The sequence below is a fragment of the Peribacillus kribbensis DSM 17871 genome (genome assembly GCF_000430765.1).
GTDB classification, from domain to species: Bacteria; Bacillota; Bacilli; order Bacillales; family DSM-1321; genus Paraperibacillus; species Paraperibacillus kribbensis.
The window spans coordinates 1-12,907 of the sequence record NZ_AUMQ01000051.1 but is presented as its reverse complement, the minus strand read 5'-3'; the positions used below and the strand labels follow the sequence as shown (position 1 = coordinate 12,907).

Annotated in this window: 12 protein-coding genes, 1 tRNA gene, 3 rRNA genes, 1 other RNA gene and 1 other annotated feature; of the genes, 14 read left to right on the top strand and 3 right to left on the bottom strand. The window is 42.9% G+C overall.

Translation table 11 applies throughout. The features are described from left to right. Positions 1–130 (top strand): 23S ribosomal RNA (locus tag H539_RS0110970); the annotation flags it as partial. A gap of 66 nt (positions 131–196) precedes the next feature. Further along, a 5S ribosomal RNA gene (rrf, locus tag H539_RS0110965) occupies positions 197–313 on the top strand. A gap of 381 nt (positions 314–694) precedes the next feature. Here rrf and H539_RS0110960 read toward each other — a convergent pair. Further along, the gene (locus H539_RS0110960; RefSeq protein WP_035322405.1) at positions 695–1,660 is read right to left on the bottom strand and encodes a YaaC family protein; all 966 of its coding nucleotides are present in this window, start codon (positions 1,658–1,660) and stop codon (positions 695–697) included. 117 nt (positions 1,661–1,777) lie between these two features. On the opposite strand from H539_RS0110960, the gene guaB reads away from it, so the two are divergent. The 4 genes from guaB to H539_RS0110940 all read left to right on the top strand — a co-directional run bounded on the left by guaB (position 1,778) and on the right by H539_RS0110940 (position 6,589). Next, complete coding sequence (gene guaB, locus H539_RS0110955) at positions 1,778–3,244, top strand: IMP dehydrogenase (RefSeq protein WP_026693545.1); 1,467 nt, start codon at positions 1,778–1,780, stop codon at positions 3,242–3,244. Positions 3,245–3,378: 134 nt separating this feature from the next. Continuing rightward, on the top strand, positions 3,379–4,701 hold the full coding sequence (locus H539_RS0110950) for a serine hydrolase (protein ID WP_026693544.1): 1,323 nt from the start codon (positions 3,379–3,381) through the stop codon (positions 4,699–4,701). 97 nt (positions 4,702–4,798) lie between these two features. After that, positions 4,799–5,028 (top strand) — a binding site (T-box leader). Between the two features lie 62 nt (positions 5,029–5,090). Further along, positions 5,091–6,368 (top strand): serine--tRNA ligase, encoded by a 1,278-nt coding sequence (serS, locus tag H539_RS0110945; protein ID WP_026693543.1) that lies wholly within the window; start codon positions 5,091–5,093, stop codon positions 6,366–6,368. A gap of 128 nt (positions 6,369–6,496) precedes the next feature. Next, positions 6,497–6,589 (top strand) — tRNA-Ser (locus H539_RS0110940). A gap of 137 nt (positions 6,590–6,726) precedes the next feature. Here H539_RS0110940 and H539_RS0110935 read toward each other — a convergent pair. Together H539_RS0110935 and H539_RS0110930 are read right to left on the bottom strand one after the other, a co-directional pair. Then, positions 6,727–7,401 (bottom strand): deoxynucleoside kinase, encoded by a 675-nt coding sequence (locus H539_RS0110935; RefSeq protein WP_026693542.1) that lies wholly within the window; start codon positions 7,399–7,401, stop codon positions 6,727–6,729. Continuing rightward, on the bottom strand, positions 7,379–8,038 hold the full coding sequence (locus H539_RS0110930; RefSeq protein ID WP_026693541.1) for a deoxynucleoside kinase: 660 nt from the start codon (positions 8,036–8,038) through the stop codon (positions 7,379–7,381). Before H539_RS0110930 ends, H539_RS0110935 begins: the two co-directional genes overlap by 23 nt. 208 nt (positions 8,039–8,246) lie before the next feature. Here H539_RS0110930 and tadA point away from each other — a divergent pair, with 208 nt between their 5' ends. The 8 genes from tadA to H539_RS0110895 form a co-directional block, all read left to right on the top strand. Beyond that, positions 8,247–8,753, top strand: coding sequence for a tRNA adenosine(34) deaminase TadA (gene tadA / locus H539_RS0110925; RefSeq protein ID WP_035322401.1), 507 nt, complete (start codon positions 8,247–8,249; stop codon positions 8,751–8,753). Positions 8,754–8,793: 40 nt separating this feature from the next. Continuing rightward, positions 8,794–9,058: signal recognition particle sRNA large type (gene ffs, locus H539_RS30765), an RNA gene on the top strand. Positions 9,059–9,203: 145 nt separating this feature from the next. Continuing rightward, positions 9,204–10,883, top strand: coding sequence for a DNA polymerase III subunit gamma/tau (gene dnaX, locus H539_RS0110920; RefSeq protein ID WP_026693539.1), 1,680 nt, complete (start codon positions 9,204–9,206; stop codon positions 10,881–10,883). A gap of 15 nt (positions 10,884–10,898) precedes the next feature. After that, the gene (locus tag H539_RS0110915) at positions 10,899–11,222 is read left to right on the top strand and encodes a YbaB/EbfC family nucleoid-associated protein (protein WP_026693538.1); all 324 of its coding nucleotides are present in this window, start codon (positions 10,899–10,901) and stop codon (positions 11,220–11,222) included. Between the two features lie 12 nt (positions 11,223–11,234). Next, positions 11,235–11,831 (top strand): recombination mediator RecR, encoded by a 597-nt coding sequence (gene recR, locus H539_RS0110910; protein WP_026693537.1) that lies wholly within the window; start codon positions 11,235–11,237, stop codon positions 11,829–11,831. Positions 11,832–11,856: 25 nt separating this feature from the next. Next, positions 11,857–12,075 (top strand): YaaL family protein, encoded by a 219-nt coding sequence (locus tag H539_RS0110905; RefSeq protein ID WP_026693536.1) that lies wholly within the window; start codon positions 11,857–11,859, stop codon positions 12,073–12,075. Between the two features lie 64 nt (positions 12,076–12,139). Continuing rightward, positions 12,140–12,403: a pro-sigmaK processing inhibitor BofA family protein gene (locus tag H539_RS0110900; RefSeq protein ID WP_026693535.1), complete on the top strand. Its 264-nt coding sequence runs from the start codon at positions 12,140–12,142 to the stop codon at positions 12,401–12,403. 268 nt (positions 12,404–12,671) lie between these two features. After that, a 16S ribosomal RNA gene (locus H539_RS0110895) occupies positions 12,672–12,907 on the top strand; the annotation flags it as partial.

The following is a 12,907-nucleotide window of genomic DNA, read 5'->3' as shown; positions in this document are numbered from 1 at the left end:
CCTCAAGATGAGATTTCCCATAGCGTCAAGCTAGTAAGATCCCTGAAAGATGATCAGGTAGATAGGTCTGAGGTGGAAGCGTGGTGACACGTGGAGCTGACAGATACTAATCGATCGAGGACTTAACCTAGTTGGTTTATGAAACGTGCAAGCCTTCTGTTATCTAGTTTTGAAGGAACGAAGTTCTTTCATTTTGTCTGGTAGTTATGGCAAAGAGGCCACACCCGTTCCCATCCCGAACACGGAAGTTAAGCTCTTTTGCGCCGATGGTAGTTGGGGGCTCTCCCCCTGTGAGAGTAGGTCGCTGCCAGGCACACCGAGATCAGCTGTTTTAGCTGGTCTTTTTTTGTGTTTTTATTCTTTTTTTTGAGTGATTATCAAGGGGACTGAATTCTACTACAGGTACCGAGATACAACAGGTGAATTATGATCCGATATTGCGGATGATCCAGCCCACCGGGAATGAACGTAAACTTTTTGGTATGATCGGCCCAACTGGGAAATGATCATAAAATCTTCAATAGAGAATCAGCGATCCAATTTATGAACCAAAAAACCACCATATAATCTGGCTGTCTAAGTTCTGTTTATAAGATTCTCATATGATCCAGCTGCTCAGTCAATGATTATCTTCTTTTAACTCAGAAGTACTTATCCCTCAACACCTTCCAGGGAACCAGCATCCACACTTATTTTAAGCATAAGGATGAGCTTCCCGAAGCCAATTCATAATCAGTAATGGGCTCTTTTCCTCAGTGGTATGGAGGAAGCTTTTGATAAAGGCGAAGTCTGAATTGGGTGTGGTTTTTAGTAATTCAAGCCACCATTCTGTTTCGTAGCGTGCAATCATGCTGAGATTGTAGAGAAGCAGATAGTGAACCAATATTTCAGGAAAGGAAAAGCATTTGGAATCTTTATTTAAGGAAACAGCCAGCTGGCTATCCGCAATGTTGAGGCGGAATACGCCCTTGTCTGAAATAGCTGGCTGATTAAAAGATATTTCCAGCTTATTTTCGTGTTCCTTTACGTTTAATTCAGTTTTTGATTTTTGCTGGATGTATTCGTGAAATCGGTCGCTTCCCATATGGTAGCGCGATAAAATATCCTTGCTCAGGCTGTATGTTTCTTGTTGCCTGGATAGCGGAAGGAAAGATTCTTCTTTAAAATACGAATAAAATAAGTGGCTGAGTTCGGGTATTTCCAGCAGGAGATCTCTCATAATAACTTTTTCTCCTTCTAGATGTTTCATGTGAAACATTCTTTCAGCAAAATGAGTGAGCAGACCGTTTTTCTGGATTTTGATTTCATCATAAAGGAATTCGTATTGCTGTTTTTTTCTCTTTCTTGCGGATACTCCGTGAGCAAGGACCGAGGTAGATTCGGGATAGGAGCAGTCCACTGTAAGAAGGCAGGCTTTGATCAATTGGCCAAATCCGTAAAAAAGCAAGTTGGGTTTAATTGTTAACGGTGCTATTTTGGCTTGATCATAATAGTTTTGGGCATGTTCAATATAATAAATAAAAGGATAACAATTGTCATAGCATTTCGATTCACTATTCGGAAGCGCCTTCTCCTGATAGCATTTCTTTAAGTAACCTTGTGTATAGGAGGCGGAAAAGAAGACAATAAAGTCCTGCCAGGGGGATTGAAATGGAACCAAAGCAAAAACCTCCAAATTAATTGAAAAATCAAACATTTACAATCTTTCTTGACAGTATTTTATCCAATTGTTAACCTACTAATAATATTTTTTTTGAAAAGCCTGGAGGGGAATTTGATGTGGGAATCGAAGTTTGTTAAAGAAGGGTTAACTTTTGATGATGTATTACTAATGCCGGCTCAGTCCGATGTGCTGCCAAAGGATGTTAATATTGCTGTTTCATTGACAGATACACTGAACCTGAATGTGCCAATCATAAGTGCCGGCATGGATACAGTAACAGAAGCAGAGATGGCCATTTCCATGGCGCGCCAGGGAGGTCTTGGCATCATCCATAAGAATATGTCTATCGAACAGCAGGCCGAACAGGTGGATAAAGTAAAGCGTTCCGAAAGCGGAGTTATTACAGATCCTTTCTTTCTTACCCCAGAGCATCAAGTGTTTGATGCAGAGCACTTAATGGGCAAGTACCGCATCTCAGGTGTGCCTATTGTAAATAATGCAGAAGAACAAAAGCTAGTCGGTATTATTACAAACCGCGATCTCCGATTCATTCAAGATTACTCCATTATGATTTCAGATGTTATGACAAAAGAAAATTTAGTGACAGCTCCTGTTGGCACAAACCTGGAACAGGCTGAAAAAATTCTCCAGAGATATAAAATTGAAAAGCTTCCTCTAATTGATGACCAAGGTGTCCTAAAAGGGTTAATTACCATAAAGGATATTGAGAAGGTTATTGAATTCCCGAACTCGGCAAAGGACAGCCAGGGAAGGCTGCTGGCTGGAGCAGCTGTAGGCGTAACTAAGGATACTATGAAGCGCGTAGAGCACCTTGTGAAGTCGAATGTTGATGTGATTGTCGTAGATACAGCACACGGACACTCTCAGGGGGTTCTAAATACCATTAAACAAATCAGGGAAGCCCATCCCAGCTTAAATATTATTGCCGGCAATGTAGCGACGGCTGAAGGCACCAGGGCACTGATTGAGGCTGGTGCAGATGTGGTAAAAGTAGGAATTGGCCCAGGCTCTATCTGTACGACACGTGTGGTAGCCGGTGTGGGTGTTCCTCAAATCACGGCCATTTATGACTGTGCAACTGAGGCAAGGAAGCAGGGCAAAGCCATTATTGCAGATGGGGGCATCAAGTACTCAGGGGATATTGTAAAAGCCCTTGCTGCTGGAGGTCATGCTGTCATGCTTGGCAGTCTTCTCGCCGGAACTTCCGAAAGTCCCGGGGAAACAGAAATTTACCAGGGCCGCCGATTCAAAGTCTATAGAGGAATGGGTTCAGTAGCAGCTATGGAAAAGGGGTCAAAAGACCGATATTTTCAGGAAGAGAACAAGAAATTCGTTCCAGAAGGCATTGAAGGCCGTCTGCCTTATAAAGGACCTCTCGCAGATACGCTCTATCAACTGATTGGAGGACTGCGTTCCGGAATGGGCTATTGTGGAACAAAAGGCTTAAGGGAATTGAGAGAAAATGCGCAATTTATCCGCATGACAGGAGCTGGACTTCAGGAAAGCCATCCGCATGACATCCATATTACGAAGGAAGCTCCAAATTACTCTAAATTCTAAGTCTTTCTTCCTAGATAAGGAACTGGTATAATATACAAAATAGACAGAGTGCCATCTCTGTCTATTTTTTTATTTTTTTTTATGATAAACTAGTAAAAGTGAAAAAAGTACATATAAGCTGGAGGTACAGAAACTTGAAAAAAGTCAGCCAGATTACACTGATTTTGACCATGATGATTGCGTTTATTGCATCTCAATTTTCCTTTCAAGCAAGCCCCGCTCATGCTGAAGACACACTGGGGTTAAAAGCAGAGGCTGCGATATTACTTGATGCAAAGACAGGAAAAATAGTCTATGAGAAAAATGCGGACGCTGTATTAGGCGTTGCCAGCATGTCCAAAATGATGACAGAGTATAATACCCTTGTGGCGATTAAGGAAAAGAAAATCACCTGGGATCAAAAAGTGAAGATTAGTCACTACGTTCACCAGCTTTCAGCCGCACCTGGCTTGTCCAACATCGGATTGACCGAAGGTGAAGATTATACAGTAAAAGAATTATACGAAGCGATGGCGATCTTCTCAGGTAACGCTGCAACCGTAGCACTTGCTGAGCTGTTGTCCGGAAGCGAAAAGAACTATGTTGCATTTGCTAATAAAAAGGCTAAGGAGCTCGGGCTCAAGCACGCAAGATTTGTAAATGCAAGCGGTCTGGTGAACTCAGACTTAATGGGAAATATCCCTGCCGGCACTGATAAGGATGAAAACATTATGTCAGCCCGCGATGTGGCGACTCTTGCATTCCACTTGATCAATGACTTCCCGGAGGCTTTAGAGTATTCTAAGATTCCTAAGCTAAAATTTCGTGATGGCAGAGAATATCCGAACTTCAACTGGATGCTTCCAGGTTTGATTTATGAATATAAAGGTGTGGATGGACTGAAAACAGGTTCAACAGACTTTGCCGGATATTGCTTTACAGCTACAGCCGTACGTGATGGCCAGCGTTTTATTTCTGTCATTATGAAAGCTGATTCTAAAGATTCACGTTTTACTGAAACTAGAAAGCTATTGGATTATGGCTTCAGCAACTTTAAAACAGAAACACTTCTTCCAACCGGTTATCAGGTAAAAGGAAGCAAAACTCTTCCTATAGTTAAAGGGAAAGCGGACAGTGTGAAGATTAAAACAGCTGCGCCTATAAAATTCATGATCCGAAATGGCGATAAAAAGAACTATAAGCCTGTTCTGGTTCTGGATAAAAATAAATTGAATAAGGATGGAGAATTGACTGCACCTGTTAAAAAAGGGGAAACAGTCGGATATGTCTCTGTAAAGCCTAAATCCGGACAGGATTACGGCTACCTGATTCATGATCATAAACAGGGTGTCGTTAAAGTGGTAGCTGCCGAGGATGTGGAAAAAGCAAATTGGTTTGTTCTCTCCATGAGAGGGATCGGCTCATTCTTTGGAGATGTCTTCCACAGCGCTGCTTCTGCAATCAAAGGATTATTTTAAATGAAGGAACGGCCATCATCGGCCGTTCTTTTTTGCCTCATGCATAAAAGGCTTGCATCAAGAGAAAAATTGTAGTAAATTATCTAATAATAAAATGAACAAAGCAATGACAGGAAACAGTAACAGGGTATCCGTTTTCAAGAGAGTCGATGGCTGGTGGAAATCGATATCGGACCGTGTGAATCCCTCCTTGAGCAGAGCGTGGAACATCTTTATGCACTCATAAAGATCACTAAGCGTTTTCGGCTGAACGCCGTTATCGATTTAAGGTGGAAAACATATTTGTTTTCAACTAGGGTGGCAACGCGGGTAACTCTCGTCCCTTTTAGGGATGGGGGTTTTTTTGTTTTTCTGCACCTGTCAGGTTTATTTATTTAGGAGGAGTATATATGCTGGATATTAAATATTTACGAGCGAATCTTGAGGAAGTAAAGAAAAAATTAGCTTTCCGAGGCGAAGATTTGAATGACTTCGATAAGTTTGAGGAGCTGGACAAGAGAAGGAGAGAACTAATCACAGAAACGGAACAGCTGAAGAGCCGGAGGAATGAAGTTTCTCAGCAGGTGGCACAGCTAAAGCGTGAGAAGAAAGATGCTGAAGAGCTTATCGTTGAAATGAGGGAAGTTGGCGATAACATTAAGGCTTTAGATAATGAGCTAAGGGAAGTGGAAACAGTTCTCGATAAATTGCTGATGTCTATTCCGAATATTCCTCATGAATCTGTGCCTGTCGGTGATTCAGAAGATGATAATATTGAAATCCGTACTTGGGGCAATATTCCTCAATTTGATTTTGAACCAAAGCCCCACTGGGATCTTGCAGATGAGCTTGATATTGTCGATTTCGAACGTGCCGGCAAAGTGACAGGAAGCCGCTTTGTATTCTATAAAGGGTTAGGAGCAAGACTTGAGAGGGCCCTCGCAAGCTTTATGCTTGACCTTCATACTGAAGAACATGGGTATGAAGAAATTTTGCCCCCATATATGGTGAACAGAGAAAGTATGACAGGGACTGGACAGCTGCCAAAGTTTGAGGAAGATGCGTTCCTGATTGAAAGTGAGGATTATTTCTTAATTCCAACAGCAGAGGTTCCTGTCACTAATATGCATAGAGATGAAATTTTGGATGGCGAAGAGCTTCCAATCAACTATGCCGCCTACAGCGCCTGCTTCCGTTCTGAAGCTGGTTCTGCCGGAAGGGATACAAGAGGATTGATCCGCCAGCATCAGTTTAATAAAGTTGAGCTTGTTAAATTTGTGAAACCAGAAACTTCTTATGAAGAGCTGGAGAAATTAACCGGACATGCAGAAAAAGTATTACAGCTTCTGGGCCTGCCATATCGTGTGCTGAGCATGTGTACGGCTGATCTTGGTTTCACTGCCGCAAAAAAATATGATATTGAAGTATGGCTTCCAAGCTATGAGACTTACCGTGAAATCTCTTCTTGCAGCAACTTTGAAGGCTTCCAGGCAAGAAGAGCCAATATCCGATTCCGCCGCGAAGCGAAAGGAAAACCAGAGCATGTGCATACATTGAATGGTTCAGGCCTGGCTATTGGAAGGACTGTTTCTGCAATCCTTGAGAATTACCAACAGGCAGATGGAAGTGTCATCATTCCAGAGGTACTTCGTCCTTATATGGGCGGAAAAGAAATTATCAAGCCTTAAGGGATTCTGAATAAAGACCGGTCCTGATAGGCCGGTCTTTTTTACAAAAAGAATAAATGAAAAACTAAAAACCTGTTGACTTTCATTTTGGGATATAATAAAATATATTTTGTTGTTAATAGTGATTTGGAGGTATACCCAAGTCCGGCTGAAGGGATCGGTCTTGAAAACCGACAGGGGTGTAACAGCCCGCGGGGGTTCGAATCCCTCTACCTCCTCCATATTTTCAATTTATAAAACCACAGCGCATAAAAACTGGAGATTTAATCCGTTGTTCCTTGGGAATAACGGATTTTTACTTTGGGAAAGAAACCCCGAAAAAAGACGGTGCCGATTTCTTGGCACCGTCTTTTTATATTTAAGCTTTTACTCTCAATCTTTTTGTCTGATTAAGGAAGGAAGCCACCCTCTGCACGATCAGCTCTATGGAATCTTCGTTATTGACCAGGTCGTAATCATTAATGTTCAGACGAAGAACAGGACAGGCATTAAAATGATTGATCCAATCTTCATACCTTGCGTGCATTTCTTTCCAATAGGATACAGGTGTCTGCTGCTCCATCGGCCGTCCGCGCTCTTTAATACGCTCTAATATATCATCTAGAGAGCCTTCAATGTAAATCAAGAGGTCAGGATGGGGAAAATAAGGAGTGAGGACCATTGCTTCAAAAAGGCTGGTATACGTCTCATAATCGACCTTGTCCATTGTGCCTTTTTCATAATGCATTTTAGCAAAAATGCCGGTGTCTTCATATATGGAACGGTCCTGGATAAAGCCCCCTCCATATTCAAATATTCTCTTCTGCTCTTTGAAACGCTCTGCCAGGAAGTAAATCTGCAAATGGAAACTCCAGCGTTCAAAGTCCTGATAAAACTTATCCAAATATGGGTTTGAATCTACCTTTTCGAAGGAAGTGCGGAAGTTAAGTGCTTTAGCCAGCGCATTGGTCATCGTCGATTTACCGACACCGACTGTACCTGCTATCGTAATGACAGTATCGTTGGGAATATCATATTTTTTCCGTAGGTTCATGCTTACATACTCCTTTTTGAAGCTCATTTTCAATAGTAGACAGGATAAAATCCAGATCTTGTTTGTTGTTGACAAAATCAAAGGAATCTCCATTGAACTGCAGTACAGGGATTTCTGGATGGAGATTTTCAAATTCACTCATAAAGTGTTCATAATCCAAAGACAGCTGCTTTAAGTACAACGGGCTGATATTCTTTTCAATATCTCTGCCTCTTTTTTCTATCCTTGAAAGCAGGGTATCAAGACTTGCATTAAGATATATAATCATATTGGGAACTGGCATGTCTGATGTTAAAATTTTATATATGTCCAAATATTTATCGTATTGATTTTCTTTTAGTGAACGCTGGGCAAAAATAAGATTTTTAAAGATATGGTAATCAGCAACGACTGCTTTATTTCGGCTAAGGAAATCTTCATGGATATCCTCCAGCTGTTTATAGCGATTGCAGAGGAAAAACATTTCTGTCTGGAAGCTCCATTCTTCAATGTTTTCATAGAACTTTCCCAAGAAAGGATTCTCGTCCACGATCTCTTTTAACAGTCCGAAATGAAAATGTTCTGATATGATCTTCGCTAAAGATGTTTTACCCACACCAATAGGACCTTCCACAGCAATGAATGGTGTGTTATTCATGAAATATATCCCCCTCCGTAACAGGTAAGACAAAAAGTCTAAATATGTAAAACAATGAACAACAGATATTTTAACACAGGAGAAGGCAATAGGGAGAAGTTTATTTTTGGCATTGGTGAAATCGGGGGGGTTCTTATTTATAAAAGAGCTTTAATGTCGATAGTTTATGCCGCATCGATCGCTTTAAAACCAGGAGGAGACAATATTAATGAATATAGATGAAACGTATATGCAGCTGGCTATAGGTGAGGCCCGCAAAGCGGAGGATATGGGAGAGGTGCCGATTGGTGCGGTGGTGGTATTGGATGGAGAGGTGATATCCTCGGGATTCAATCTGAGGGAGAGCAGGCAAAAGTCGACATCGCATGCAGAAATCATTGCCTTGGAAAAAGCCTGTGAAAAACTCGGGACCTGGAGGCTGGAGGATGCCACCCTCTATGTGACGCTCGAACCCTGTCCGATGTGTGCAGGCGCCATTATTCTCTCCCGGGTAAAGCGTGTAGTATTTGGTGCCTGCGACCCAAAAGCTGGATGTGCAGGAACACTTATGAATCTGCTGCAGGATGACCGCTTCAACCATCAGTGCCAAGTAACGTCTGGAGTATTGGCGGAGCAATGCGGAGGGCTGCTTACCACATTCTTCAAAGGACTGAGAGATAAAAAGAAACTGATTAAGAAACAAGGAATAGATCATACAGAAATTAACAATCTCTAAACGTTGATTTTTTGTATAAAAGTAAGTATAATTGGTATTACCGTGCTAGGCGGGGAGGTAGCGGTGCCCTGTACTCGCAATCCGCTCCAGCGAGGCTGAATTCCTTTTCACGGTTAATATACTGCAGGGTCTGCCTTAAGTAAGTGGCGTTGATGTCTGGGTCCTGCGCAATGGGAATCCATGAACCATGTCAGGTCCGGAAGGAAGCAGCATTAAGTGGAACCTCTCATGTGCCGCAGGGTCGCCTGGGCTGAGTTAACTGCTTGAGTAACGCTTGTGGTTATTAATCAACAAAAGGTGCACGGCTTTATTATGCCTAATCAAACTCATTCCTTCTGGGGATGAGTTTTTTGCTATATGAAGATTATACTTAAATGATGAATCCTTTTGTAGAGGGAATTCTATTGAGTTATAATGAAACCATCACAGATATGAAGGGGAGTTTTTACCGTGGGATATCAAGCATTATATAGAGTCTGGAGGCCGCAGTCATTCATTGATGTTGTAGGCCAGGGTCATGTCACGAAAACCCTGCAGAACGCCCTCGTCCAACAAAAAATCTCCCATGCATATTTGTTTTCAGGACCAAGGGGTACCGGAAAGACCAGTGCTGCGAAAATACTTGCAAAAGCAGTCAATTGCGAAAGAGGACCGGCTCCAGAACCATGCAATGAATGTCCTTCCTGCAGGGGGATTACAGATGGTTCCATTCCTGATGTGATAGAAATTGATGCTGCATCCAATAATGGAGTAGAAGAGATAAGGGATATTCGGGATAAGGTTAAATTTGCACCAAGTGCAGTGAAATATAAGGTATACATCGTGGATGAAGTGCATATGTTATCCATCGGCGCCTTCAATGCACTATTGAAGACACTTGAAGAGCCTCCGAGACATGTCATTTTCATATTGGCCACAACGGAGCCCCATAAAATCCCGCTGACAATTATATCGAGAACGCAGCGCTTTGATTTTAAGAGGATTGGGACCAGGGATATTACTGGCCGTATGAAACAAATCCTGGATGAAACCGGAGTAAGATGCACCGACCAGGCATTAAACATAGTAGCCAGGGCAGCAGAAGGCGGAATGCGGGATGCGCTGAGTCTTTTGGATCAAGCTATTTCATTCAGCGAGGGAGAAGTGACAGAAGAGGATGCCCTTACAGTGACCGGTGCGGTATCACAGTCCTTTCTTACCAGGCTGGCTTACAGCATAACCGAAAAGGATGTCGCAAAAGCCCTTGATATCTTTGAACAGCTGCTGTCTCTTGGAAAAGATCCATCCCGTTTTCTAGAAGATATGATCTTTTACTTTAGAGATATGCTTCTTTATAAGACCGCTCCAGGACTGACAGAAGCCCTGGAAAGAGTATGGGTGGATGATGAGTTCAAGAGTCTTGCTGACTCCCTTGGCCAGGAAGACCTATATGCCATGATAGAAAGCTTCAATGCAGCCCAGCAGGAAATCAAATGGACGAATCATCCGCGGGTATTTATTGAAGTCGCCCTGGTTAAACTCTGCCATAGGGAAAATAGCCAGACTGGTGAAGGCTCCTATCAGGAGTTGATGCAAAAGATCAGTTCGCTGGAAAATCAGCTGCATGAACTTAGGGAAAGAGGAATTGCTGTTGCTGCAGAGGCCCAGCCATCTGCCCAGCCTAAACCTCAGCGTACCGCTAAAAGGCAGTTTAAAGCACCTGTGGGCCGGATTAACTCTGTGCTGAAGGATGCAACCAAGCAGGACCTGGCTCAGCTGAAGGGTCAGTGGGGACAGATGCTGGAGCTTTTGGTTAATCAGCAGATGAAATCGGCCGTAGCCCTTTTAAATGATGCTGAACCAGTAGCTGCCTCAGGAGACGCTTTTGTGGTAAAATTTAAATATGAGATTCACTGCCAGATGGCGATGGATAATGCCCGCTTTATAGAGGCACTCAGCTCAATCATTCAGCAGACGATTGGAAAACGTCTGACGATGCTCGGGGTGCCGGAAGACCAATGGGCATCCATCCGGGAGGAATTCCTCTCTTCCCAATCAAATGATGGGACGATGGATAAACAGGAAGAAGATCCGCTCATTGCAGAAGCAAGAAAGCTAGTCGGCGATGAATTGCTTGAAATAAAAGATTAATGGAGGATGATGGATATGATGCGTGGAGCAGGCAATATGCAGAACATGATGAAGCAGATGCAAAAAATGCAGAAGAAAATGGAAGAAGCCCAGGCCAACCTAGGCGAAGAAAAAATTGAAGGAACTGCAGGCGGTGGAATGGTAACGGTTATAGTAACGGGACAAAAAGAAATCGTAGAAGTAAATATTAAACCAGAGGTTGTGGATCCGGATGATATCGAAATGCTTCAGGATTTGGTCCTGGCAGCTACAAATGATGCTCTTAAAAAAGCAGACCAGCTTGCCAACCAGACAATGGGGCAATTCACAAAAGGATTGAATCTCCCTGGTATGTTCTAGGAGGCGGATGTTATGCATTACCCAGAACCAATATCAAAGCTGATAGACAGCTTTATGAAGCTGCCGGGAATTGGGCCTAAGACCGCGGCCCGCCTGGCTTTTTTTGTTTTAAATATGAAAGAGGACACCGTCCTTGATTTCGCAAAGGCACTTGTCAATGCCAAGCGGAACCTTAGCTATTGTTCTGTCTGCGGCCATATTACCGATCAAGATCCTTGCTATATATGTGAAGATCCAAGGAGAGACCGATCTATTGTATGTGTCGTGCAGGATCCAAAAGATGTTATTGCGATGGAAAAGATGAAGGAATATACCGGTCTGTATCATGTTCTTCATGGAAGTATCTCACCCATGGATGGGATTGGACCGGAAGATATCAATATCCCCGATCTGCTCAAGAGGCTTCAGGATGAAACTATCAAAGAAGTGATCCTGGCGACTAACCCCAATATTGAAGGGGAAGCGACTGCCATGTATATATCCAGGCTGCTTAAGCCATCCGGTATTCGCATAACCCGTATTGCCCATGGGCTTCCAGTTGGCGGAGACCTGGAATATGCCGATGAGGTGACCCTTTCCAAGGCAATCGAAGGACGAAGAGAAGTATAATTATAACCTTGAGGAGGCATTCTCTGTGTTTTTCCGGAAAAAGGGGTCGCTTCGCAAAGAATACGACCAGAAGCTGATTGATCAGCTTGAAGAGTTAAAAGTGAGCTGGCTGAACCAAAAGGCATTGTTGGAAAAAAGCCTCGATCCTTCACCTGATATTATCTGCCAGGCGAAGATCGCCGAGGTGAAATACTTTTATCTATTTAAAGAAGCGAAAAGCAGACAAGTTAAATTAAAAAGATAAGTCTTAAAAGAATCTCCCGTTCATATGCTAATGGTACAAGCACATATGAGGGAGGTTTTTCATTATGGGACCGATTGCCTTTGTCTCAGTTATTGGATGTCTGATTCTTCTATTATTATTAGCAGGTACTCCATTGAAGCCTCTTAGGTGGGTGGGGCAGGGAGCCGTTAAGGCTATAATCGGTGCACTGCTTCTTTTCTTCTTGAATGTCGCCGGAAGCAAAGCAGGCCTGCATGTTCCGATAAACTTTGCCACAACAGCAGTGGCGGGACTTCTTGGTATACCGGGGATCCTGGCCTTGGCCGCTATTCAATATTGGGTGCTGTAAATGGGGGGCTGCCGAACTGGCAGCTTATTTTTTATAAAAAGGTTTGACTTTGTTAGAATTCCTTGGTATTATATTTCTTGTCGCTAAAAACAAATGAAAAACAGCTTCTGAAAAAGTTGTTGACTTTGACTAAGAGAAGTGGTAAGATAATAAAGTCGCTTCTGAGACATTTGTTCTTTGAAAACTGAACGAAACAAGACGCCAACGTTATTTTCTTTCGAGAAAATACAAAAACAAGTTTTAAACTTTTATGAGCTACATCAAACATTCTTCGGAGAGTTTGATCCTGGCTCAGGACGAACGCTGGCGGCGTGCCTAATACATGCAAGTCGAGCGGATCGATGGAAGCTTGCTTCCTGAGATCAGCGGCGGACGGGTGAGTAACACGTGGGCAACCTGCCCCTAAGATCGGGATAACTTCGGGAAACCGGAGCTAATACCGGATATGACTTTTCTTCACATGAAGGGAAGTGGAAAGACGGTTTCGGCTGTCACTTAGGGATG